We start from the raw sequence: 24,245 nt of genomic DNA, 5'->3' as shown, positions 1-24,245 counted from the left end.
TGCCGGATTGGCTTTCCCGCCGCAGGTGGGGGCAGGATGCGTCTTCGGGCGCGAGGGTCTGACGACGGACCCGGGTCCGGGGACTCACCGAGGACCCTGGCAGCATCGGCTTCACCGTGCCCAACATGCGGCTCCGCCGCGTGGCACGCCTCAACGGCAAGAAGAACACGGGAGTAACAACATGAACCGCAGTGAGCTGGTGGCCGCGCTGGCCGACCGCGCCGAGGTGACCCGCAAGGACGCCGACGCCGTGCTGGCCGCGTTCGCCGAGACCGTCGGCGAGGTCGTCGCCAAGGGCGACGAGAAGGTCACCATCCCTGGCTTCCTCACCTTCGAGCGCACCCACCGTGCCGCTCGCACCGCGCGCAACCCGCAGACCGGCGACCCCATCCAGATCCCGGCCGGCTACAGCGTGAAGGTCTCCGCGGGCTCCAAGCTCAAGGAAGCCGCCAAGGGCAAGTGATCTTGCCGTTCGTGCGCCACGGGACGGCGTACGACGCCGTGACGCCACGGGACGGCGCAGCAAGGCCGCCGCACCGCCACAGGGCGGCGTGACGAAGCCTGACCGCCACAGGGCGGCGTGACGAGGCCCTACCTGCCGTAGGACGGCGTGACGAGGCCGCGCCCGTCGCAGGGACGGCGCGATGAGGCCGTACCGCCACGGGACGGCGAGTGACGAGCCCGGCGAGCTCCTCGCGACGGCGTACGGGCCCAGCAAGGCCAAAAGGGGCGGTCACCCGGACCAGGGTGACCGCCCCTTCGCGTACATGGGCCGCCATGGGCCGCCATGGGCCGCCTCGGAAGGCCGACCGGACGCGCCCCTCGGCAGAGGGGCGACCGTCAGCCGAGTGCGTTGCCGGGCAGCTCGACCTTCGCGCCCAGCTCCATCAGCTTCTCCATGCTGTGCCGGTCCGGGGGACGACCCCCGGACCCCCAGCCGCTGGTGGACCTCAGCCGAGTGCGTTGCCGGGCAGCTCGACCTTCGCGCCCAGCTCCATCAGCTTCTCCATGAAGTTCTCGTAGCCGCGGTTGATCAGGTCGATGCCGTGGACGCGGGACGTGCCCTCCGCCGCAAGGGCCGCGATCAGGTAGGAGAAGCCGCCGCGCAGGTCGGGGATGACCAGGTCCGCGCCCTGCAGCTTCGTCGGGCCCGAAACCACCGCGGAGTGCAGGAAGTTGCGCTGGCCGAAGCGGCAGTCGGAGCCGCCGAGGCACTCGCGGTAGAGCTGGATGTGCGCGCCCATCTGGTTCAGCGCGGAGGTGAAGCCGAGCCGGGACTCGTACACCGTCTCGTGGATGATCGACAGGCCCGTCGCCTGGGTCAGGGCCACGACCAGCGGCTGCTGCCAGTCCGTCTGGAAGCCGGGGTGCACGTCCGTCTCCAGCGCGATCGACTTCAGCTGCCCGCCGGGGTGCCAGAACCGGATGCCCTCGTCGTCGATCTCGAACGCGCCGCCCACCTTGCGGTAGGTGTTCAGGAACGTCATCATCGACCGCTGCTGCGCACCACGGACGTAGATGTTGCCGTTGGTCGCCAGCGCCGCCGACGCCCAGGACGCGGCCTCCAGCCGGTCCGGGAGCGCGCGGTGGGTGTAGCCGCCGAGCTTCTCCACGCCGGTGATGCGGATCGTGCGGTCGGTGTCCATCGCGATGATCGCGCCCATCTTCTGCAGCACGCAGATCAGGTCCTCGATCTCCGGCTCCACCGCCGCGTTGGACAGCTCGGTGACACCCTCGGCGAGCACCGCCGTCAGCAGCACCTGCTCGGTCGCGCCGACGGACGGGTACGGCAGCCGGATCTTCGTGCCGCGCAGCCCCTTGGGCGCCTCCAGGTACTGGCCGTCCGCACGCTTTTCGATGACCGCGCCGAACTGCCGCAGCACGTCGAAGTGGAAGTCGATCGGCCGGCCGCCGATGTCGCAGCCGCCGAGACCCGGGATGAAGGCGTGGCCGAGCCGGTGCAGCAGCGGACCGCAGAACAGGATCGGGATGCGCGACGAGCCGGCGTGGGCATCGATGTCCGCGACGTTCGCGCTCTCGACGTGCGTCGGGTCGAGCACCAGCTCACCCGGCTCCTCACCCGGACGGACCGTCACACCGTGCAGCTGCAGCAGCCCCCGGACGACGCGCACGTCGCGGATGTCGGGGACGTTGCGCAGTCTGCTCGGGGCACTGCCCAGAAGGGCGGCGACCATGGCCTTCGGTACGAGGTTCTTCGCACCGCGGACACGGATCTCGCCCTCGAGCGGGGTGCCGCCGTGGACAAGGAGGACATCGTCGTTGACGGTCATGAATCTCGCGTTCCGTGGAGGGGGGCAGGGGCCGAAGACGTAAGCGTAATGGCCGCGTACCCCCCTTCAGTAAGCCCAAGTGGCCCCAAGGAAGGTCATAGCTTTGCCACAACACGAACGGTGCGGAGGCGGACGCGAGGGGTTACCGGGGCGTCCGTGCGCCCGCAGCGCACCCATGAGCCCTGAGCTGCGTTCACCCACGTACCCCCGTTGCCTCCCCATCCGAAGGCAAGATGCGGGATCATGTCTGGCATGACCGAGGTGTCCTCGCTCACAGGGCGGCTGCTCGTGGCCACCCCCGCCCTGGCGGACCCGAACTTCGACCGTGCTGTGGTGCTGCTCCTCGACCACGACGAGGAGGGCTCGCTCGGCGTGGTCCTCAACCGCCCCACGCCCGTTGACGTGGGGGACATCCTGGAGGGCTGGGCGGACCTCGCGGGCGAGCCCGGTGTGGTCTTCCAGGGTGGACCCGTGTCGCTGGACTCGGCGCTCGGTGTCGCGGTGATTCCCGGCGGCGCGTCCCCGGACCACGCCCCGCTCGGCTGGCGGCGGGTGCACGGCGCGATCGGCCTGGTCGACCTCGAGGCCCCTCCGGAGCTGCTCGCCAAGGCACTCGGCTCGCTGCGCATCTTCGCCGGATACGCCGGCTGGGGGCCGGGCCAGCTGGAGGACGAGCTGGTGGACGGGGCGTGGTACGTCGTCGAGTCGGAACCCGGCGACGTGTCGTCCCCGGCGCCGGAGAAACTCTGGCGTGACGTGCTGCGACGCCAGCGCAGCGAGCTGGCGATGGTGGCGACGTACCCGGACGACCCTACGCTCAACTGATGCGCGTGAGCTTCAGTACCCTTGGCGCTATGAGCACTCTTGAGCCCGAGCGCGGTACCGGTACGGGGACCCTCGTAGAGCCGACGCCGCAGGTGTCGCACGGCGACGGCGACCACGAGCGCTTCGCCCACTACGTCCAGAAGGACAAGATCATGGCGAGCGCCCTGGACGGCACGCCCGTCGTGGCGTTGTGCGGCAAGGTGTGGGTCCCGGGACGCGACCCGAAGAAGTACCCCGTCTGCCCGATGTGCAAGGAGATCTACGACTCCATGGGCAGCGGCGGCGAAGGCAAGGGCGACGACAAGTAGCCGACCGCTCGGCTGCCTGACGACTGCTGGGCTCCCGGGACGTGTTTGTGGCCCGTCCCGGGAGTTTTTGCGCCTTTTGCCGGATGCGTCGGTATGCCTCGGTATTCCTCGGTGTCGAGATTGACGCCTCCGGGCCGGGCCGGGCGGTGAAGACTGGCGGCATGCCTGAGTTTCCGCACTCCCTCCACCCGGGGCTCGACGCGCACCTGGTCCCCGCCCCCGCCCGGATGTCCCCCTCGATCGGTGGCGGCGTGGGTCCCGTCATCGACGAGGAGACCGGGATCGAGACGGCGGGCCCCGGCACCGAGCGCGTCGCGCGCTGGCTGCGGGCGACCGTCGGCGCCGCGACCGGGCTGCCGCTGCCGTCGGCCGGCGCCGACGGGAACCGGGTGGTGCTGCGCATCGTCCCCGGGCTCGAAGAGGAACTGGGCAGCCCTGAGGCGTACCGCTTCACCGCTGGCGGCCACGTCGTCGTCATCGACGGCGCGAGCGAGGCCGGCCTGTTCTGGGGCGCCCAGACCTTCCGCCAGTTGCTCGGGCCGGAGGCCTTCCGCCGTGCCCCGGTGACCGGGAAACGTCGGTGGGAGGTGCCCGCGGTGACGATCCACGACGCCCCCCGCTTCCGCTGGCGCGGCCTCCTGCTCGACGTGGCCCGGCACTTCATGCCCAAGGACGGCGTCCTGCGCTACCTGGACCTGATGGCCGCCCACAAGCTCAACGTCCTCCACCTCCACCTCACCGACGACCAGGGCTGGCGGTTGGAGATCAAGCGCCACCCGAGGCTCACCGAGGTCGGTGCCTGGCGGGCGCGCACCAGATTCGGCCACCGGGCCTCGCCGCTGTGGGAGGAGAAGCCGCACGGCGGTTTCTATCCGCAGGACGACATCCGCGAGATCGTCGCGTACGCGGCCGAGCGGCATATCACCGTCGTCCCCGAGATCGACGTCCCCGGGCACAGCCAGGCGGCCATCGCCGCGTACCCGGAACTCGGCAACTCCGACGTCATCGACACGACCTCCCTCACGGTCTGGGACGACTGGGGCATCAACCCCAACGTACTCGCCCCCACCGACACCACCCTGCGGTTCTACGAGGGTGTGTTCGAGGAGGTACTGGAACTCTTCCCGTCACCCTTCGTCCACATCGGCGGCGACGAGTGCCCCAAGGACCAGTGGCGGCGCTCGCCGGCCGCGCAGGCGCGCATCAAGGAGCTGGGGCTTGCGGACGAGGACGAGCTCCAGGCGTGGTTCGTGCGCCACTTCGACACCTGGCTCACCGCACGCGGGCGCCGGCTCGTCGGCTGGGACGAGATCCTCGAGGGCGGCCTCGCGGACGGTGCGACCGTCTCCTCATGGCGTGGGTACGCCGGCGGGATCACGGCGGCGCGCGCCGGCCACGACGTGGTCATGTGCCCCGAACAGCAGGTGTATCTGGACCACCGTCAGGACGGCGGTGCCGACGAGCCGGTGCCCATCGGGTACGTGCGCACCCTGGAGGACGTCTACCGGTTCGAGCCGGTTCCACCGCAGTTGACGCCCAAGGAGGCGCGGCACGTTCTCGGCACCCAGGCCAACGTGTGGACCGAGGTGACGGAGGATCAGGGGCGCGTCGACTACCAGGCGTTTCCCCGGCTCGCGGCGTTCGCCGAGGTCGCCTGGAGCGCGCTTCCCGCCCCGGTCGAGCGCGACTTCGCGGACTTCGAGCGGCGCATGGCCGCCCACTACCGCCGTCTGGACGCCCTGGGAGTCGCCTACCGGCCGTCCACGGGCCCGCTGCCGTGGCAGCGGCGACCCGGGGTGCTCGGACGCCCGATCGAGGGTGCGCCCCCGAACGTGTGAGGTGGTGGACGGAGGGCAGGCGAGGCGCCGGGTCGGCTGGAAACGTACCCCCGCATGGGAAAAGCAGTGCAAGGAACGTCGAAGAGTCGCAATACACCCCCATCGGGAATGTCTTGGCAAAACGGTCCATCTCCCTGGTCGCAGGGGCGAATGCCTCCTAGCGGACCCCCGCGTCGGAGGCCGTGAAAGATGTGCCAGAGTTGCCACGTCCGCCCTGTCAGCACGTACCGTACGGCAACACAGGTGGGACCAGGGGGCAGCGGGAAGGGGCAGCCGGTTTTGACCACGCACGCACCGCAGGCGGCGCAGGCCGTGACGCTGCCCGCCTCGCTGGACGAGGCCGTGGCGGCCCTCGCCGCCCATCCGGCCGCCGTCCCCGTGGCGGGCGGCACCGACCTCATGGCCGCCGTGAACTCGGGGCAGCTGCGGCCCGCCGCGCTGGTCGGCCTCGGCCGCATCAGCGAGATCCGCGGCTGGCAGTACCAGGACGGCCACGCGCTGCTCGGCGCGGGCCTCACGCACGCGCGCATGGGGCGCCCCGACTTCGCGGCGCTCATCCCCGCCCTCGCTGCGGCGGCGCGCGCGGCCGGCCCGCCGCACATCCGCAACGCCGGCACCCTCGGCGGCAACATCGCGTCGGCCGCCCCCACCGGGGACGCGCTTCCGGTGCTCGCCGCCCTGGAGGCCACGCTGATCATCGCCGGCCCGGGCGGGGCACGCCGGGAGATCCCGGTCTCGCACCTGCTGGCCGGCGTGGAGATGCTGCGCGCCGGTGAACTCATCGGCTATGTGCGCGTGCCGCTGCTGCACGCCCCCCAGGTCTTCCTGAAGGCGACCGGCCGCACCGGACCCGGGCGGGCGATGGCGTCGGTGGCGCTGGTGCTGGACCCGGCCCGGCGCGGGGTGCGCTGCGCCGTCGGTGCCATAGCACCGATGCCGCTGCGCCCGCTGGAGGCCGAGCAGTGGGTCGCGCAGCTCATCGACTGGGACAACAACCGCGCGATCGTCCCGGAGGCCCTGAACGCCTTCGGGGAGTACGTCGCCGCGGCCTGCATCCCCGATCCGGCGCCCGCGGAGGACGGCACCGTGCAGCAGCTTCCGCCCGCCGTACTGCACCTGCGGCGCACCGTCGCCGCGCTGGCCCGACGAGCACTGGGGAGGGCACTGTCGTGACGGACGACCAGCACCCGCAGGAAGCCCGCCGCCAGGGCACCAACGGCTCCTGGGAGCGGCTGCCGCAAGGGGACTACGACGACGGCGCCACCGCCTTCGTCCAGCTCCCGGAGGGCGGGATCGACGCCCTCCTCGCCTCCGACAGCCCGCTGGCCGCGCCCGGCCACGGCTATGTGCCGCCGACCTTCACCCCGCAGGAGGGCACGGGCGCCGAGGAGCACGGCGGGAACTGGGGCGCGCCCGCCGAGGGCGCCCACTGGCCGGGCGCCACGCAGGACGGTACGGGGGACCGGTTCACGTACAACCCCGGCGCGACCGGGCAGTGGACCTTCGAGGAGGCCCAGGCCGCGCGGGAGCCCGCGCCCGGGCACGACGTCACCGGGCAGTGGTCGATCCCCGTCGCGGACGGCGATCTCCCGGACGAGTCGGGCGAGTTCACCACGTCGTCGCTCGTCGAGCAGTGGGGCGGCACCCCGCCCGCGACCCTGCCGGGCGGCGCGCCCGCGCCCTGGGCGACGGAGGCGGCCGTACCGTCGTGGCACGGGCAGGAGACCGCCGCGCAGACGCCGGAGGAGGCCCCTGGGGAGCCGTCCGACGGGTCCTACGAGGCATACGAGGACTCGAGGGCGGATGGTGCTTCCGAGGCGCCGGAGGCCGCCCAGGAGCCGCCCGAGGCCGCCGATGCGTCCGACACCGCCGACGGCACCTCCGGCGCCGAGGAGGCACCGGCTCCCGAAGCGGCCCGGCACCACGAGCGCGACCCGGCCCCCGAGCCCGCCGGCGCCCAGGACCCGCCCCCGGATCAGGCCGCCGAGCCCGCGCCCCCGCACGACGAGCACCCCCTGGCCTCGTACGTCCTGCGGGTGAACGGCGCCGACCGGCCCGTCACCGAGGCCTGGATCGGCGAGTCCCTGCTGTACGTGCTGCGCGAGCGGCTCGGCCTCGCCGGCGCCAAGGACGGCTGCTCGCAGGGCGAGTGCGGCGCCTGCAACGTGCAGGTCGACGGACGGCTCGTCGCCTCCTGCCTGGTGCCCGCCGTCACCGCCGCGGGCAGTGAGGTCCGTACGGTCGAGGGACTCGCCGTCGAGGGACAGCCCTCCGACGTGCAGCGCGCGCTCGCCCGGTGCGGTGCCGTGCAGTGCGGCTTCTGCGTGCCCGGCATGGCGATGACCGTGCACGACCTGCTGGAGGGCAACCCGGCGCCGACCGACCTCGAGGCCCGCCAGGCGCTGTGCGGCAACCTGTGCCGCTGCTCCGGCTACCGGGGTGTCCTGCAGGCCGTGCAGGAGGTCGTCGCCGAGCGGGAGGCGCACCGCACCGAGGGCGACCCGGCAGCGGACGGCGCCGAACCGCGCATCCCGCACCAGGCGGGCCCCGGAGAGGGCGGCGTCCACCTCGACGCCTTCGGCAACGTGACCCCGAACGACCACCCGTACGGCCAGGACGGAGGCCAGGCGTGAGCAACGAAGCCGCCACCGCGACCACCGCGGCGGCCGCACCCGCCCCCGAGCCGCTGCCGCACGGCATCGGAGCCTCCCTGCCGTCCGCCGACGCCCGCGCCAAGACCGAGGGCACCTTCCCGTACGCGGCCGACCTGTGGGCCGAGGGCCTGCTGTGGGCGGCCGTCCTGCGCTCGCCGCACCCGCACGCGCGCATTGTGTCCATCGACACCAGCCACGCGCGCGAGATGCCCGGCGTGCGGGCCGTCCTCACCCATGAGGACGTGCCCGCGGGCGCGCTCCACGGACGCGGCACCGCCGACCGCCCCGTCTTCGCCTCCGACGTCGTACGCCACCACGGGGAGCCGATCGCGGCCGTCGCCGCCGACCACCCCGACACCGCCCGCATGGCCGCCGCGGCCGTCATCGTCGAGTACGAGGTGCTCGACCCGGTCACCGACCCCGAGCAGGCGTTCGAGGCCGAGCCGCTGCACCCCGACGGCAACCTGATCCGCCACATCCCGCTGCGCCACGGCGACCCGGACGCGGTCGGGGAGGTCGTCGTCGAGGGCCTGTACCGCATCGGCCGCCAGGACCCCGCCCCCATCGGCGCAGAGGCCGGCCTCGCCGTGCCGCGGCCCGACGGGGGCGTCGAGCTGTACCTCGCCTCCACCGACCCGCACACCGACCGGGACCGGGCCGCCGCCGTCTACGGCCTGGAACCGGACCGGGTGAAGGTCGTCGTCACCGGAGTGCCCGGCGCCACCGCGGACCGCGAGGACCAGGGCTTCCAGCTGCCGCTCGGGCTCCTCGCGCTGAAGACCGGCTGCCCGGTGAAACTGACCGCCAACCGCGAGGAGTCCTTCCTCGGCCACGTCCACCGCCACCCCACACTGCTGCGCTACCGCCACCACGCGGACGCCGAGGGCAGGCTGGTGAAGGTCGAGGCGCAGATCCTGCTGGACGCGGGCGCCTACGCGGACACCTCCTCCGACGCGCTCGCCGCAGCGGTCTCCTTCGCCTGCGGCCCGTACGTCGTCCCCAACGCCTTCATCGAGGGCTGGGCCGTCCGCACCAACAACCCGCCGTCGGGCCATGTGCGCGGTGAGGGCGCGATGCAGGTGTGCGCCGCCTACGAGGCGCAGATGGACAAGCTCGCCAAGAAGCTCGGTCTCGACCCGGCGGAGCTGCGGATGCGCAACGTCATGGCGACCGGCGACGTGCTGCCGACCGGCCAGACGGTGACGTGCCCCGCGCCGGTGGCCGAACTGCTGGAGGCCGTACGGGACCACCCGCTGCCCCCGCTTCCCAAGGACACCCCCGAGGAGGAGTGGCTGCTGCCGGGCGGCCCCGAGGGCGCGGGCGAACCGGGCGCGGTCCGGCGGGGTGTGGGCTACGGCCTCGGCATGGTCCACATGCTCGGCGCGGAGGGCGCCGACGAGGTCTCCACCGCGACCGTGAAGGTCCAGGACGGCGTGGCGACGGTGCTGTGCGCGGCGGTGGAGACCGGTCAGGGCTTCGCGACCCTCGCGCGGCAGATCGTCCAGGAGACCCTCGGCATCGACGAGGTGCACGTGGCCCCGGTCGACACCGACCAGCCGCCGGCGGGCGCGGGCTGCCGGGGCCGCCACACCTGGGTGTCGGGCGGCGCGGTCGAACGGGCCGCGAAGATGGTCCGCACCCAGCTGTTGCAGCCCTTGGCGCACAAGTTCGGCTTGTCCACGGAGCTGCTCCAGATCACGGACGGCAAGATCACGTCGTACGACGGGGTCCTGTCCACGACCGTGACGGAGGCGATGGAGGGCAAGGAACTGTGGGCCACCGCGCAGTGCCGCCCGCATCCGACCGAACCGCTGAACGAGACGGGCCAGGGCGACGCCTTCGTGGGGCTCGCGTTCTGCGCGATCCGCGCCGTGGTGGACGTGGACATCGAGATCGGCTCGGTACGGGTGGTGGAGCTGGCGCTGGCCCAGGACGTGGGCCGGGTGCTGAACCCGGCGCAGCTGGCGGCGCGCCTCGAGGCCGGGGTGACCCAGGGCATGGGCATCGCGCTCACGGAGAACCTGCGCACGGCGCGCGGCGTGGTCCGCCACCCCGACCTGACGGGCTACTCCCTGCCGACGGCCCTGGACGCCCCCGACATCAAGATCGTCAAACTGGTCGAGGAACGGGACGTGGTCGCCCCCTTCGGCGCGAAGGCGGTCAGCGCGGTACCGGTGGTGACATCCCCGGCGGCGATCGCATCGGCGGTCCGCGCGGCAACGGGCCGCCCGGTCAACCGCCTGCCGATCCGACCGCAGGCGGCGGTGGTGACCACGCAGTGAGCGGGGCGCCCGCGGTGAGCGGTGTGGTCCTCGTCACGGGTCTGGCCGGAAGGGCGGCGCGCTGCTGCGGCGTTGTCAGTGGTGCCGCATAGGGTTCTTGGCGTTGGGGGAGAGCCGCTCGGCGGGACGATGCGTCCTGCGCTGCGGAGGCTCTGGGCCGGGGACGAAGCACGCGGGGGAAACCATGGGCAGGACCGACACCGGTGGTGTGATCGCGCTTGACGGGGCGAAGCTGGATGTCTGCCCGACGCACGGGGAGACGAGGCGCCTGCTGACGGGTACGGGACTGCCTTCCCCCACCGCCGTTCCGGGGCTCCGCATCATGGGCGGCCGGCGGGCCCTGAAGCGGGTGGCCGAGCTGGTCGACGACGCCGAGAGGCTCGCCGAGGCGCTGCGCGACCAACTGGTCGTCGGAGCGCTGCGCACCGTGGACCGCGATCTCAAGTCGCTCCTGGACGGCGCCACGACGTACGCCTTCCGGCGCATGCCCTGCCTGATGGACCCGTCGCCGCTCGCACCGTCCTTGGAGCGAGTGCTGCGTTTCGCGGCGGCGGCACACGAACCGACCGACGATCCGGCGCCGTACTGGCGGGCGGCCGCACTGATCCGGCCCCTGACCCGGATCGCCCGTCCCGGCACGGGCCTCGCCCTCGATCTGCCACCACGGTTGCTGGACGGGGAGTTCGGCACCGCCGCGGTCGTCCGCTTCGAGGACGTCGACTTCCCCGCCGCTCTCACCCACGAGCCGACCCGCCGCTTCCTGCGCGAGGTGGGCCTGCCGGAGAACGGCCACTGGTACGAACTGGACATGGACGTGCCGCTGCCGACGCTGGCGGAGTACTGCGCGGATGAGGACTGCTTCGTGGAGGAAGACCTTCCGGAGGATGCGGCCCGCCTGATACGCCTCGGCCACCTGCCGGACGACACGAGCCTGCTCCTGGACGGCGCCGACGGGACGCTCCGGTGCTGGAGCGCTCAGGACACGACCTTGCGCCCGCTGAACGCGGACATCTCCACCCTGGCCTTCACGGTGTGGCTGGCCCACCGCGAGAAGAGGACAAGGCGCTCGGCCGACCACCCGCCAGTGGCCGGCCGTGACGCCGGCGGGGGAGGCCTGACCAACCGGTGAGGAGGGGGGCCGACTGAGACGAGAAAAGAGACGGACGACTTAAGGGGCGGCACCCCGCACAGGGTGCCGCCCCATGATCTTGCCTGCCCAAGGCGTCGGAGGCCGTGGCGGGAATCGAACCCGCGTAACTCGCTTTGCAGGCGAGTCCCTGAACCACTCGGGCACACGGCCGGGATCAGGCGCGGTACGGCTTGCTCGTGCCGTCCTGATGTACCGACCGTAGGAGCGGTGGATCACCGGCTCAAGAGGATCGGCGGGCCTGCAACGGGACTGCCATACGCCGTTCATGAAACCGGGCTCGGTCCTAAGACCAAGGTCCCGGCCCATCACCGGCTCCTGACAGGAGCCAATCCCCATCGAGCCCCTTACCCTGCCTGTATGACCGCCCTGGACCCCCGCGACACCGACGTCGCCGCCGCCCCTCCCTCCCCTTCCCACGCCACCGGCGGCGTGCTGAGCGGGCCGTACCGGGCCCTGAGCATCGGGATCGTCTCCGTCGTGCTGCTCATCGCCTTCGAGGCCACGGCCGTCGGTACGGCGATGCCGGTCGCCGCGCGGGAGCTGGACGGGCTGTCCCTGTACGCCTTCGCGTTCTCGGGGTACTTCACGACCAGCCTGTTCGGTATGGTGCTCGCCGGCCAGTGGTCCGATCGCAGCGGCCCTCTTTCCTCGCTGACCTGCGGCATCGCCGCCTTCGCGGCCGGTCTGCTGGTGTCCGGGACGGCGAGCGTGATGTGGCTGTTCATCCTGGGCCGGGCCGTGCAGGGGCTCGGCGGCGGACTGGTGATCGTCGCGCTGTACGTCCTCGTCGGCCGGGCCTACCCGGAGCGGCTGCGCCCGGCGATCATGGCGGCGTTCGCGGCGAGCTGGGTGATCCCGTCGGTGGTCGGCCCCCTGGCGTCGGGCGCGGTGACCGAACAGCTCGGCTGGCGCTGGGTGTTCATCGGCATCCCCGTGCTCGTGGTGTTCCCGCTCGCGCTCGCCCTGCCGCAGATACGGCGGCGGGCGGGCGGTCCCGCCACGGAGACCGCCGCCCCCTTCGACGCGCGCCGCATCCGTCTGGCGTTCGGCATCTCCCTGGGCGCCGGACTCCTCCAGTACGCCGCTCAGGACCTGCACTGGGTCTCCCTCGTCCCCGGCGTCGCAGGCGCCGCCCTGCTCGTCCCGGCGGTGCTCGGGCTGCTGCCCCGCGGCACCTGCCGGGCGGCGCGCGGCCTGCCGTCCGTGGTGCTGTTGCGCGGTGTGTCGGCGGGCGCCTTCATCTCGGCGGAGAGTTTCATCCCGCTCATGCTCGTCACCGAGCGCGGGTTGTCGCCGACCCTCGCCGGGTTCTCACTGGCGCCGGCCGGCGCGACCTGGGCGTTGGGCTCGTACATCCAGTCCAGGCCGCGGCTGGAGCCGTACCGGGAGCGGCTGATGACGCTCGGCATGGTGGTCGTCGCGGTCGCGATCGCCACCGCGCCCAGCGTGCTGATCCACTCCGTGCCCCCGTGGATCGTCGCGGTCGCCTGGGGTTTCGGCTGCTTCGGCATGGGCCTGGTCATCTCCTCGACCAGCGTCCTGCTCCTGAAGCTGTCCGCGCCCGAGGAGGCGGGCGCCAACTCGGCCGCCCTGCAGATCTCCGACGGCCTGTCCAACGTGGTGCTCCTGTCCGCGGGCGGCGCCGCGTTCGCCGCGCTCGGCGGCGGCACCGTCGCCCACACCGCCACGGAAACGACCGCCCAAAGCTCTCATCCGGCCGCCTTCGCCGCGGTGTTCCTGCCGATGGCTGTGGTGGCGCTGGTGGGGGCGTGGGTGACGACCCGGTTGCGGACGGAATCCCGCTGACACCGAGTGGTACCACGGTTGCCGCGCTTCGCGCGCCGACCGAGGTGCGTGCGTGGCGCGATGTGAGCTGAATCCCATCCCCGGCCGACCCGGTGCCGTCCGAGCGTCGACCCCACCGGGGCGCCGGTAGGGTGGCCCGGTTGTCACACGTAGCCGAGCCGCCCGACCCCCACGGAGACCGTGAGTACCACCGCCGCCAGCTCCAGTTCCTCCTCCCACCACCTCTCGCCCGCCTTCCCCGGCCGTGCCCCCTGGGGCACCGCCAGCAAGCTGCGTGCCTGGCAGCAGGGGGCGATGGAGAAGTACGTCCAGGAGCAGCCGCGTGACTTCCTCGCCGTCGCCACCCCCGGCGCCGGTAAGACGACGTTCGCCCTGACGCTCGCGTCCTGGTTGCTGCACCATCACGTGGTGCAGCAGGTGACCGTGGTCGCGCCGACCGAGCACCTGAAGAAGCAGTGGGCGGAGGCCGCCGCGCGGATAGGGATCAGACTCGACCCCGAGTACAGCGCCGGCCCCCTCGGCCGGGAATACCACGGCGTCGCCGTCACCTATGCCGGCGTCGGCGTGCGGCCCATGCTGCACCGCAACCGCGTCGAGCAGCGCAAGACCCTCGTCATCCTCGACGAGATCCACCACGCGGGCGACTCCAAGTCCTGGGGCGAGGCGTGCCTGGAGGCGTTCGAGCCGGCGACCCGCCGTCTCGCCCTGACCGGTACGCCGTTCCGGTCGGACACCAACCCCATCCCGTTCGTGACGTACGAGGAGGGGGCGGACGGGATCCGGCGCTCGGCCGCCGACTACACCTACGGCTACGGGTCCGCGCTCGCCGACGGCGTCGTGCGGCCGGTCATCTTCCTCTCATACAGCGGCAACATGCGCTGGCGCACCAAGGCGGGCGACGAGATCGCCGCCCGGCTGGGCGAGCCCATGACCAAGGACGCCGTCAGCCAGGCCTGGCGCACCGCGCTCGACCCGCGCGGCGAGTGGATGCCGAGCGTGCTCCGTGCCGCCGACCAGCGGCTGACCGAGGTCCGCAAGTCCATCCCGGACGCGGGCGCCCTGGTCATCGCCTCCGACCAGGACTCGGCCCGCGCCTACGCCAAGCTGATCCGCGACATCACCGGGCACAAGGCGACCCTCGTGCTGTCCGACGACGCCGGTGCCTCCGACCGGATCGACGAGTTCAGCAACAACGACGACCGGTGGATGGTCGCGGTCAGGATGGTGTCCGAGGGCGTCGACGTGCCCCGGCTCGCGGTCGGGGTGTACGCGACCACCATCTCGACGCCTCTCTTCTTCGCCCAGGCCGTCGGCCGCTTCGTACGGTCCCGCCGGCGCGGCGAGACCGCGTCCGTGTTCCTGCCGACCGTGCCCGACCTGCTCTCCTTCGCAGGCGAGATGGAGCGGGAACGCGACCACGTCCTCGACAAGCCGAAGAAGGACGGCGAGGCCGAAGACCCGTACGCCGAGTCCGAGAAGGAGATGGAGGAGGCGAACCGGGAGAAGGACGAGGACACCGGCGAGCAGGACATGCTGCCGTTCGAGGCGCTGGAGTCCGAAGCCGTCTTCGACCGGGTCATGTACAACGGCGCCGAGTTCGGGATGCAGGCCCACCCGGGCAGCGAGGAGGAGCAGGACTACCTCGGCATCCCGGGGCTTCTCGAGCCGGAGCAGGTGCAGTTGCTGCTGCAGAAGCGGCAGGCCCGGCAGATCGCGCACAGCCGCAAGAAGCCGGACGCGGAGGCCGACCTGCTGGAACTGCCCGCGGAACGGCGGCCCGTGGTCACGCACAAGGAATTGATGGAGCTGCGTCGGCAGCTGAACACGATGGTCGGGGCGTACGTCCATCAGAGCGGGAAGCCGCACGGCGTGATTCACAACGAGCTGAGGCGGGTGTGCGGGGGCCCGCCGAGCGCGGAGTGCACGGCCGGGCAGTTGCGGCAGCGGATCGCGAAGGTCCAGGAGTGGGCCACGCGGATGAAGTGACCCCTACGCCCGACGGCGTGCAACCGAGGTGCGGGGGACCACGGGACCGGGCGGACGCGGGACCGGGAGACTAGCTGACGAGGGGATGTATCTGCGCAAACCGAACCACTCCTCACCGGCCGTTGACCGGATTCTGGACGGAGCCTTCCGCTGAGCGAACCGGCTCGCTACTGTCCCGCTACGCACACGCCCCGTGGCAGCGCCGCCGCGGAGCGCAGCCGTGAAGCGACAGAGTCCGGGAGCCGCCCGGGCCGCCAGCCGATCGGCGGCCTCTGAAGCGCGTCGCCGACGGGACTCGGCGTCGCATCCGCCGCGAAGGGGCCGTCGACCTCACCACTAAGGAGTGGGCGTCGTGACCGCGGAGACTTCCCAGACGCTCGACCGGGGCCTGAAGGTCCTCAAGCTGCTCGCCGACACCGACCACGGGCTGACCGTCACCGAGCTCTCCCACAAACTGGGCGTGAACCGCACCGTGGTGTACCGGTTGTTGGCCACGCTGGAGCAGCACTCCCTCGTACGCCGTGACTTGGGCGGCCGCGCCCGGGTCGGGCTGGGCGTGCTGCGTCTGGGGCGCCAGGTGCATCCGCTGGTGCGGGAGGCCGCGCTGCCCGCGCTGCGGTCGCTGGCCGAGGACATAGGGGCGACCGCGCACCTCACGCTCGTCGACGGCGCGGAGGCGCTGGCCGTCGCGGTGGTCGAGCCGTCGTGGACCGACTACCACGTGGCGTACCGCGCCGGGTTCCGGCACCCGCTCGACCGGGGAGCCGCGGGCCGGGCGATCCTCGCCGCCCGCCGGCAGCCCATCGCCGAGCCCGGGTACACGCTCACGCACGGCGAGCTGGAGGCAGGGGCCTGCGGGGCCGCCGCACCGCTGATAGGGGTGACCGGGGTCGAGGGCAGCGTGGGCGTCGTGATGCTGGCGGACTCGGTACCGGAGCGGGTGGGCCCGCGGGTGGTGGAGGCGGCGAGGGAGGTGGCGGAGGCACTGCGCTGACCGCCGGCTGTCCGGGACCCTCGGCTGTCCAGGGGCCTCGGCTGTCCAGGGGCCTCGGCTGTCCGGAACCTTCGGCTTGGCTGTCCAGGACCCTCAGCCGTCCAGTCCTCGGCTGTTCGAAACCCTCAATCGTTCAGAACCCTCAACTGCAGCCACAGCGCCAGCCGTTCATCCGCGTCGTCCAGGTCCACCCCGAGCTGCCGCCGAACCTGACGCAGTCGGTACCGGCACGTGTTCGGGTGCACGGCGAGCCGTTCCGCCGCAGCCCCCACATCACACCCCGCCTCCAGCCACGCGAGCAGTGTCGCCGCGTACTCCGTGCCGTGCCCGGCGTCGTACGCCACGACCTCCTCCCACGCGCCCGTGGCCAACTCCCGCCTGTCCCGCATCACTTCGGCGAGCCGTAGCAGCGTGATCCGGGCCCGCACCTGCCGCACGGACGCCACCGGCTGCTCCGGACCGAGCACCCGCAGCACCAGGTCCGCGTCCTGCCGCGAGGCGGCCGCCTCGGCGAGGGAGGGCACCACCTCCCCGAGCCCCGCCCGCACCGGTACCCGCAGCGCCCGCCCCGCCCGCCGCACGATGTCCTCCGTCAACCGCACGTGCCGCTCACCACCGCGCTCCCCGGAGGCGGGCAGCAGCGCGTACACCACCCCGTCGACCAGCACGCACGCGTGGCGCCCGTACCGCGCCTCGCACTGCAGCCGTACGAGGTCCAGCAGCCGGAGCGTGGTCTGTTCGTCGTCCGGCGCGGAGGGGGCGGACGGGGCGGACACCGTGGAGTCGGAGTCCAGGACGAACGCCGCGACCCGTACGGCCTGGAGCCCCAGCCGGTGGGCGGCGGCCGGGTCGGCGGTGCCGTCGAGGACGCGGCGCAGCAGGGCGCCGTCCTGGTGCCGGGCCAGTTCGCGCGCGGCACGCGCCCGCAGCAGGAGCAGGGCCGCCGTGGACGCTCCCCGCGCCAGCGCCTCCTCGGCGTCGGGTGCGAGCCGGCCGTCGTCCACCACCCACAGGGACCCGAGGGTCTCGCCGCCGGCGCGTACGGCGACGGCGAGCCGTGGCAGCGCCCCCGCGAGAGCCGGCAGCCGTACCGGGCCGGGGGCCGCGAGGACGGTCCGGTACTGCTCGGCGTTGTCCGGGATCTCCGGCACCCTCAGGCCGAGGATGCCCTGGCGGCGGTCCTCGTCCGTGGCCTGCCCGGGAACCGTCGAGTAGGCGAGGATCCGCTGCCCCGGGTCCTCGATCGCGGTGGCCCCGCCGACGGCCGCCGCCACCGCGTCGGCCAGCGCGAACAACTCCCCGCGTGTGTCCCCGCCGCCGCCGGCCGCCGGGCGCGCGGCCAGCGCCGACGCCAGCAGCAGGTGCACCTGGTGCCAGGCGGCGTCCTCGTCCACGCAGAGCAGGGCGACCCCGGCCGCCTCCGCCTCGGCGACCGGCCCGTCCTCGCCCCGTAGGACGACGCCGGTCATCCCGGCGTCCGCCGCTGCCCGCACCAGCGGTCCGGCGGCCCGGGGCGCCACGCCCACCGCGAGCAGCAGGGCTCCCGGGGTGCGCGGGAGCGGGGCGTGAGTGTCGTGGAGCAGCGCCTCGGTGACGGGCGCGGTCGGCCCGGCGGGCGCGGTGAGCAGGCGCAGGGAGGGTTCGCCGACGACGTCCAACAGGTCGCCGAGCGTGCGGACGTCCATGGCAGTGTCCCCGGGTGTTTGGCCGATCCCCTCAGCAACGTACGCGTACGTTGTCCGTCTCCACAACGCCGACGTCCGCCACTGCTTCGACACTCGTGTCATGACTGCAGAGACGGACCGACCATCCGTACGCACCCACACGGACGATGCCGACCACGCCGCCCGCGCGGCCGGGGTCACCGTGCACACCGTGCACGACGTGACCGGTATCGCCGCCGTTGCCGACTTCTTCAGCGACGTCTGGCGGACCCCCCGGCAGGCCCCGCCGCTGCCCGCCGAGGTGATGCACAGCCTGGCGCACGCGGGCGGCGCCGTGCACGCGGCGTACACCCTGGACGGCGGCCGGCTCGCCGGGGCCTGCGTCGCCGTCTTCGGGCCGCCGGCGTCCGCGGACGCGTACTCCCTGCTGGCCGCGGCCGACCGGGGCGTCGGACACGCCGTGAAGCAGGCGCAGCGCAGCTGGCTCCTGGAACACGGCGCGCGCACCCTGCGCTGGACGTTCGACCCGCTGGTGGGCCGCAACGCCCGCTTCAACCTGGTCAAGCTGGGCGCGAGGGGCACCGAGTACCTGGTCGACTTCTACGGCCCGATGGCCGACGGCGTGAACGAGGGCGACGAGAGCGACCGGCTCACGGTGACCTGGGACCTGACGGCGCCCCGCGAGGGGCGCGGGAGCGGCGACCGCGCCGCCGCACCCGTCACCCACCTCGCCCCCGACGGCGCCCCGCTCGCCCGCCGCTCCCACGACGGCCGGCAGGCGTGGTGCCGTGTACCGGACGACATCGTCGCCCTGCGCGCCGCCGACCCCGCTCTCGCCCTGCGCTGGCGGCACGCCGTCCGCGACGTCTTCACCGGGGCCTTCGCCGAGGGGTTCACGGCGACGGGCATGTCCCGGGACGGCTGGTACACGCTCAGCCGAACGCTCACCCGAGAGGAGGAATCCCCGGCATGAGGCTCGAACGCGTCGAGATCGTCCATGTGGCGATCCCGCTCGTGACCCCGTTCCGCACCTCCTTCGGCACGATGACCACGAAGGACACCTTCCTGCTGCACGTCGTCACGGACGCCGCCGAGGGCTGGTCGGAGTTCGCGGCCGACCCCGAGCCGCGCTACTGCTCCGAGTTCGTCGCCGGGGCCGAGATCGTCCTGCGGGACTTCCTGCTGCCGCGCGCCGCCGCCCTGCCGGGACTGACCACGGCCGCGCTCGCCCCGGCCCTGGCGCAGGTCAAGGGGCACGAGCTGGCGAAGGCGGCGCTGGAGACGGCGGTCCTGGACGCCGAGCTGCGCGCGCACGGCATGCCGCTCGCGACCTACCTGGGGGCGGTACGGGACCGTGTGCCGGCCGGCGTGTCGGTCGGCATCAAGGACTCCGTGCCCGAGCTGCTGGACGACGTCGAGCGCTACCTGGCCGAGGGGTACGTCCGCATCAAGCTGAAGATCGAGCCCGGCTGGGACCTCGAGCCCGTACGGGCCGTGCGCGAGCGGTTCGGGGACGCGCTGCCGCTCCAGGTCGACGCGAACACCGCGTACACGCTCGCCGACGCCGAGCACCTGCGGCGGCTGGACGAGTTCGGGCTGCTGCTGATCGAGGAGCCGCTGGAGGAGAACAACCTGCACGCCCACGCCCGGCTCCAGCAGCGCCTGGCCACGCCCGTCTGTCTGGACGAGTCCCTGCACAACGCCCGCGACACCGCCTCCGCGATCGCCATGGGCGCCTGCCGCGTGGTGAACGTCAAGCCCGCGCGGGTGGGGGGCTATCCGGAGGCCCGGCGTGTGCACGACGTGGCGCACGCGCACGGGGTGCCGGTGTGGTGCGGCGGCATGCTGGAGACGGGCATCGGCCGTGCGCCGAACCTCGCCCTGGCGGCCCTGCCCGGCTTCACGCTCCCGGGCGACACCTCGGCGTCGGCCCGCTACTTCGCGGAGGACATCACCGAGCCGTTCGTCCTTCAGGACGGCCATCTGCGGGTCCCGTCCGCGCCCGGGATCGGTGTGGAACCGCTGCCGGACGCACTACGGCGCTTCACGACGGGAAGGGCGGACCTCTACACGGCCTGAGCGAGAACCGGGGCCTGACCGGCACCTGGCCAAAAGTGGCCGCCGCGTTAGATTGATCCCGTGCTCTCTCGCCTCTCCCGCCCCAAGGCCGCCACCGTCTGCGCCCTGCCCGTCGTGGCCCTGCTCGCCACGGCGGTGTTCGCGCCGCTGCCGTTCGCCGTGGCGCAGCCCGGCATGACGGCGAACGTGCTGGGCGAGAACAAGGGCACCGCCGTGATCACGATCAACGGGGCGCCCACCCGCACGACGACCGGTCAGCTGCGGATGACGACCATCGAGGCGACGGGCCCCGACGCGCAGGTCTCACTCGGTGACGTGGTCGACGGCTGGTTCCGCACGGACCGCGCGGTGCTGCCGCGCGACGCGGTCTACCCGAGCGGCGACACGGTCAAGGAGATCGAGCAGCACAACACCGAGCAGATGAAGCAGTCCCAGGACGCGGCGACCCGCGCGGCCCTGTCGTATCTGCGCCTCAGCGACAAGAACGTGAGGGTCACGCTGAAACTCGCGGACGTCGGCGGCCCCAGCGCGGGGCTGCTGTTCACCCTCGGCATCATCGACAAGCTGAACGGCAACGGCACGGGCGGCGACCTCACGGGCGGCCGCACGATCGCCGGTACGGGCACGATCGACTCCTCGGGCCAGGTCGGCCCGGTGGGTGGCGTGGCCCTCAAGACGCAGGCCGCCAAGCGCGACGGCGCGACGGTCTTCCTGGTCCCGAGGGCGGAGTGCACCGACGCGAAGGCGGAACTGCCCAAGGGCCTGCGCCTGGTCCCGGTGACCACCCTCAAGAGCGCCATCGACGCCCTGGTGTCCCTCGAGAAGGCGAAGGACTCGGTCCCGAGCTGCTAGTGCTGTGGCCCCCAGGGACCGGTCGACGAACCCCCGGGGACCGGTCGAGGGCCTCAGGGACCGGTCGACGGCCCCGGGGGACCGGCACACGAAACCCCGAGCCAACCGACGCAACGCGGGGGCTCTGCGGGAGCGATCTCTTCCGCTATCTTGTTACCGCGCCGTAGTTAACGCCTCAACCAGGCCTGTCGGCGCGGCCTTTGCCTGTCTTCGGCTCCCGTTTCCGAGCGGAGTACCCCGTGACCCAGCGCTGTGTCATGCCCATGCCCGAGACGGTTGAAGCACCCTCGTCCGCTTGAACGGCGGGGAACGCTCCGGCCGTCCGTCCGTGCACCCGCTCACCGAAAGCCCCACACTTCGTGACCGTCTCCCTGTACGAGATCCAGCCGGCCGGCCGGCACGCCGCGGTGCCCACGGGCAGCCTGTTCCGACGGGTCTACGCGCCGCGCGCCTGCGAAGCGCTCGCCTACTCGATGGCGACCTACGCCATGCCGCTCGCCGTGCTGGCGACCACCGGCTCGGCGTCCCTGACCGGCCTGGCCTTCGCGCTGGAGTGGATTCCCCGGGTGGCCGCCTTCGGTTTCGCGGGTGACCTGGTGGACCGCAGCGGCGCGGCGATCGTGTGCTTCCTCGCCTCGCTCAGCCGCGCCCTGCTGGTCGCGGGCGCCGCCGTCGTGCTGGTGATGCTGCCGCGGGGGACGGCCGAGACCGCCACCGTCATCGCACTGGCCGCCGTGACCGGGGCCCTCACCCAGTTCAGCTTCATCGCCAACGAGGCGGTGGGCGCCATCGTCGGCCGCCGCATCGAGGGACGGTCCCACAAGGTGCAGCCGGTGCTGATCGGCATCGACCAGACGGCCACCCTCGTCGGCCCGGCCCTGGGCGGCGTGCTGCTCCTGACCGGGCCGACCCGCATGCTCGCGTGCCTGAGCGTGCTGTCCTTCCTGTCCGCCAGCCTCGCCCTGCAGACCCCTCCCACGCCCCTGCGTGCGGCGCGCCAGGGCGGACAGGGACGCAGCGGAGGCATGCGGGAAGGGTGGCGGACGCTGCGGTCCCTGCCCTCCCTGCGGCGGCTCGTGGCCGGCCTCGCCTGCTCCAACCTGGCGCTCGGCCTGTTGCAGTCGGCCGGCCCCGTCCTCGTGGAGGGCCGCTTCGGCCGGTCCCCGGCCGCCGTCGGTACCCTCTGGTCGGTCGCCGCCGCCGCCACGCTGGTCGCGGTCACCTGCTGCCGGTTCGCTCTCGACCGGCTGGGCCTGTGGGGGGTGGGGGTGATCAGTGCGACCGTCGCGTCCGCCGCCTGCCTCGCCGTGCCGCAGGCCCCCTCCTACCTCAGCTACACGGCCCTCGTGGCCCTCTTCATGGCCGCCGACGGAGGGCTCACCGTGGTGCTGCGCACGCTGCGCTCGCTGATCATCCCGCCCGCGACCTTCGGCACGACGCTGTCCCTGACGATCCTGCTCCTGCTGCTGCCCTTCCCCGTGGCGGGCATCCTGCTCGCCGTCACCCCACCGCCGTATCTGACCGACGTCATCGGGGCGTGCGCCGTACTGCAGGCGGTGACCCTGCTCGTCACCTTCGTACGGCTGCGCAACGACCCGGTGCTGCGCGCCACGGCGGACCCGGCCGCGCACGGGGCCTGATCCCACCACTGCACCGCAAGGGCCCGGTCCCACCGCTCCGTCGTGGGGCTCGACCCCACCGCTCAGGCCTCCTCCCGGTCCTGTGCCGCCTGTTCCACCAACGGGATCACCCGCAGCGGCACCGGGTTCTCCATCACGATCGCCGTGGAGGCGCGGACGATGCCCTCGAAGCCGACCACCCGGTCGATCACCCGTTGCAGGTCCGCGTTCGAGCGGGCCACCAGGCGGCACAGCATGTCGCCGCTGCCCGTCGTCGTGTGCAGCTCCAGGACCTCCGGGACCGTCGCCAGATGGGCCCGAACGTCCGCGCCCTGGCCCTGGCGGATCTGCAGGGTCGCGAACGCCGTGACCGGGTAGCCGAGCGCCGCCGGGTCCACCTCCGGGCCGAAGCCGCGGATGACCCCGTTCCCCTGCAACCGGTCCAGCCGCGCCTGGACCGTGCCGCGCGCCACCCCGAGCCGCCGGGACATCTCCAGCACCCCGATGCGCGGCTCCCGCGCCAGCAGCACGATGAGCCGGGCGTCCAGATGATCGATCGCCATACCGCGCTCCTCGATGGTCATCCTGTACAGAACGCCCGGCGACCCGGGCTGTTCACTGGGCAGATTGCCCAGCCGGAAAGCAAACTATTGCGCACCTTGCGGAGCCGGGCGAGGCTGCCGCTATGACGCAGACCACACACCACGCCCCTGACACCGCGCGCGAGGCCGACCCCTTCCCGGTGAAGGGAATGGACGCGGTCGTCTTCGCAGTCGGCAACGCCAAGCAGGCCGCCCACTACTACTCCACCGCCTTCGGCATGCGGCTCGTGGCGTACTCCGGACCGGAGAACGGCAGCCGCGAGACCGCCAGCTACGTCCTGGAGAACGGTTCAGCCCGTTTCGTCCTCACCTCCGTCATCAAGCCGACCACCACCTGGGGCCACTTCCTCGCCCAGCACGTGGCCGAGCACGGCGACGGCGTGATCGACCTCGCCATCGAGGTCCCCGACGCCCGCGCCGCCTACGCGTACGCCCTCGAGCACGGCGCCCGCTCCGTCGCCGAGCCGTACGAGCTGAAGGACGACCACGGCACCGTCGTCCTCGCCGCGATCGCCACCTACGGCGAGACCCGCCACACCCTGGTCGAGCGCACCGGCTACGACGGCCCCTACCTGCCCGGCTACGCCGCCGCCGACCCGATCGTCGAGCCGCCCGCCCACCGCACCTTCCAGGCCGTCGACCACTGCGTCGGCAACGTGGAACTCGGCCGCATGAACGAATGGGTGGAGTTCTACAACAAGGTCATGGGCTTCACGAACATGAAGGAGTTCGTGGGCGACGACATCGCCACCGAGTACAGCGCCCTGATGTCCAAGGTGGTCGCCGACGGCACGCTCAAGGTCAAGTTCCCGATCAACGAGCCCGCCGTCGCCAAGAAGAAGTCCCAGATCGACGAGTACCTGGAGTTCTACGGCGGTCCCGGCGTCCAGCACATCGCGCTCAACACCAACGACATCGTGCGGACGGTCCGCACCATGCGGGCGGCCGGCGTGGAGTTCCTCGACACCCCGGACTCGTACTACGACACCCTCGGCGAGTGGGTCGGCGACACCCGCGTCCCCGTCGAGACCCTGCGCGAGCTGAAGATCCTCGCCGACCGCGACGAGGACGGCTATCTGCTGCAGATCTTCACCAAGCCGGTCCAGGACCGCCCGACGGTCTTCTTCGAGATCATCGAGCGCCACGGCTCCATGGGCTTCGGCAAGGGCAACTTCAAGGCCCTGTTCGAGGCGATCGAGCGCGAGCAGGCCAAGCGCGGCAACCTGTAGGCCTCCCGGAAGCCGTCCCTGGAGGAGCGCCGGCCCCCGGCGCTCCTCCAGGGGCGCTCCGGGCTT

19 protein-coding genes and 1 tRNA gene are annotated in these 24,245 nt (G+C 72.6%); 16 read left to right on the top strand and 4 right to left on the bottom strand.

Annotation, left to right across the window (positions count from 1 at the left end):
• The first annotated feature begins 181 nt into the window (after positions 1-181).
• Entirely contained in the window at positions 182-463 is a 282-nt protein-coding gene (locus tag ACZ7L1_RS10190) for an HU family DNA-binding protein (protein ID WP_007498188.1), read from the top strand.
• Between the two features lie 487 nt (positions 464-950).
• Here ACZ7L1_RS10190 and murA read toward each other — a convergent pair whose 3' ends face one another.
• Complete coding sequence (gene murA, locus ACZ7L1_RS10185) at positions 951-2,291, bottom strand: UDP-N-acetylglucosamine 1-carboxyvinyltransferase (RefSeq protein ID WP_200417675.1); 1,341 nt, start codon at positions 2,289-2,291, stop codon at positions 951-953.
• Between the two features lie 252 nt (positions 2,292-2,543).
• Between murA and ACZ7L1_RS10180 the strand changes: the two genes are divergently transcribed.
• From ACZ7L1_RS10180 to ACZ7L1_RS10150, 7 genes are all read left to right on the top strand, one after another.
• Positions 2,544-3,116, top strand: coding sequence for a YqgE/AlgH family protein (locus tag ACZ7L1_RS10180; RefSeq protein ID WP_181139086.1), 573 nt, complete (start codon positions 2,544-2,546; stop codon positions 3,114-3,116).
• Positions 3,117-3,145: 29 nt separating this feature from the next.
• Entirely contained in the window at positions 3,146-3,424 is a 279-nt protein-coding gene (locus ACZ7L1_RS10175) for a DUF3039 domain-containing protein (RefSeq protein ID WP_366024809.1), read from the top strand.
• A 161-nt stretch (positions 3,425-3,585) separates the two neighbouring features.
• Positions 3,586-5,262 (top strand): beta-N-acetylhexosaminidase, encoded by a 1,677-nt coding sequence (locus ACZ7L1_RS10170; protein ID WP_471435823.1) that lies wholly within the window; start codon positions 3,586-3,588, stop codon positions 5,260-5,262.
• A gap of 279 nt (positions 5,263-5,541) precedes the next feature.
• A complete protein-coding gene (locus tag ACZ7L1_RS10165) occupies positions 5,542-6,435 on the top strand; it encodes an FAD binding domain-containing protein (RefSeq protein ID WP_103840999.1) in 894 nt (297 codons plus the stop codon).
• Positions 6,432-7,895 (top strand): (2Fe-2S)-binding protein, encoded by a 1,464-nt coding sequence (locus ACZ7L1_RS10160; protein ID WP_471435821.1) that lies wholly within the window; start codon positions 6,432-6,434, stop codon positions 7,893-7,895. Before ACZ7L1_RS10165 ends, ACZ7L1_RS10160 begins: the two co-directional genes overlap by 4 nt.
• Complete coding sequence (locus ACZ7L1_RS10155) at positions 7,892-10,198, top strand: xanthine dehydrogenase family protein molybdopterin-binding subunit (RefSeq protein ID WP_471435820.1); 2,307 nt, start codon at positions 7,892-7,894, stop codon at positions 10,196-10,198. Before ACZ7L1_RS10160 ends, ACZ7L1_RS10155 begins: the two co-directional genes overlap by 4 nt.
• Positions 10,199-10,382: 184 nt before the next feature.
• The gene (locus tag ACZ7L1_RS10150) at positions 10,383-11,327 is read left to right on the top strand and encodes an SUKH-4 family immunity protein (protein WP_471435819.1); all 945 of its coding nucleotides are present in this window, start codon (positions 10,383-10,385) and stop codon (positions 11,325-11,327) included.
• Between the two features lie 99 nt (positions 11,328-11,426).
• On the opposite strand, the gene ACZ7L1_RS10145 is transcribed toward ACZ7L1_RS10150, so the two are convergent.
• Positions 11,427-11,498: transfer RNA gene (locus ACZ7L1_RS10145), tRNA-Cys, on the bottom strand.
• Between the two features lie 207 nt (positions 11,499-11,705).
• Between ACZ7L1_RS10145 and ACZ7L1_RS10140 the strand changes: the two genes are divergently transcribed.
• The 3 genes from ACZ7L1_RS10140 to ACZ7L1_RS10130 all read left to right on the top strand — a co-directional run bounded on the left by ACZ7L1_RS10140 (position 11,706) and on the right by ACZ7L1_RS10130 (position 16,134).
• Positions 11,706-13,154 (top strand): MFS transporter, encoded by a 1,449-nt coding sequence (locus ACZ7L1_RS10140; protein ID WP_471435818.1) that lies wholly within the window; start codon positions 11,706-11,708, stop codon positions 13,152-13,154.
• Between the two features lie 180 nt (positions 13,155-13,334).
• The gene (locus ACZ7L1_RS10135; protein ID WP_471435817.1) at positions 13,335-15,140 is read left to right on the top strand and encodes a DEAD/DEAH box helicase; all 1,806 of its coding nucleotides are present in this window, start codon (positions 13,335-13,337) and stop codon (positions 15,138-15,140) included.
• A gap of 352 nt (positions 15,141-15,492) precedes the next feature.
• Positions 15,493-16,134 (top strand): IclR family transcriptional regulator, encoded by a 642-nt coding sequence (locus ACZ7L1_RS10130; protein WP_471435816.1) that lies wholly within the window; start codon positions 15,493-15,495, stop codon positions 16,132-16,134.
• A 125-nt stretch (positions 16,135-16,259) separates the two neighbouring features.
• Here ACZ7L1_RS10130 and ACZ7L1_RS10125 read toward each other — a convergent pair whose 3' ends face one another.
• Positions 16,260-17,819, bottom strand: coding sequence for a PucR family transcriptional regulator (locus ACZ7L1_RS10125; RefSeq protein ID WP_471435814.1), 1,560 nt, complete (start codon positions 17,817-17,819; stop codon positions 16,260-16,262).
• A gap of 100 nt (positions 17,820-17,919) precedes the next feature.
• On the opposite strand from ACZ7L1_RS10125, the gene ACZ7L1_RS10120 reads away from it, so the two are divergent.
• From ACZ7L1_RS10120 to ACZ7L1_RS10105, 4 genes are all read left to right on the top strand, one after another.
• A complete protein-coding gene (locus tag ACZ7L1_RS10120; RefSeq protein ID WP_471435813.1) occupies positions 17,920-18,771 on the top strand; it encodes a chorismate synthase in 852 nt (283 codons plus the stop codon).
• Positions 18,768-19,877 (top strand): o-succinylbenzoate synthase, encoded by a 1,110-nt coding sequence (gene menC / locus ACZ7L1_RS10115; protein WP_471435811.1) that lies wholly within the window; start codon positions 18,768-18,770, stop codon positions 19,875-19,877. The genes ACZ7L1_RS10120 and menC overlap by 4 nt, the downstream gene beginning before the upstream one ends.
• A gap of 60 nt (positions 19,878-19,937) precedes the next feature.
• A complete protein-coding gene (locus tag ACZ7L1_RS10110; protein ID WP_471435810.1) occupies positions 19,938-20,729 on the top strand; it encodes a S16 family serine protease in 792 nt (263 codons plus the stop codon).
• A gap of 359 nt (positions 20,730-21,088) precedes the next feature.
• On the top strand, positions 21,089-22,369 hold the full coding sequence (locus tag ACZ7L1_RS10105; protein WP_471435808.1) for an MFS transporter: 1,281 nt from the start codon (positions 21,089-21,091) through the stop codon (positions 22,367-22,369).
• Between the two features lie 62 nt (positions 22,370-22,431).
• On the opposite strand, the gene ACZ7L1_RS10100 is transcribed toward ACZ7L1_RS10105, so the two are convergent.
• The gene (locus ACZ7L1_RS10100; protein ID WP_471435806.1) at positions 22,432-22,911 is read right to left on the bottom strand and encodes an Lrp/AsnC family transcriptional regulator; all 480 of its coding nucleotides are present in this window, start codon (positions 22,909-22,911) and stop codon (positions 22,432-22,434) included.
• A 122-nt stretch (positions 22,912-23,033) separates the two neighbouring features.
• On the opposite strand from ACZ7L1_RS10100, the gene hppD reads away from it, so the two are divergent.
• The gene (gene hppD / locus ACZ7L1_RS10095; protein WP_471435804.1) at positions 23,034-24,179 is read left to right on the top strand and encodes a 4-hydroxyphenylpyruvate dioxygenase; all 1,146 of its coding nucleotides are present in this window, start codon (positions 23,034-23,036) and stop codon (positions 24,177-24,179) included.
• Positions 24,180-24,245: the final 66 nt, after the last annotated feature.

The sequence above is a fragment of the Streptomyces sp. NPDC107546 genome (assembly GCF_055639175.1).
This window is presented reverse-complemented; position numbering and strand designations above follow the sequence as displayed.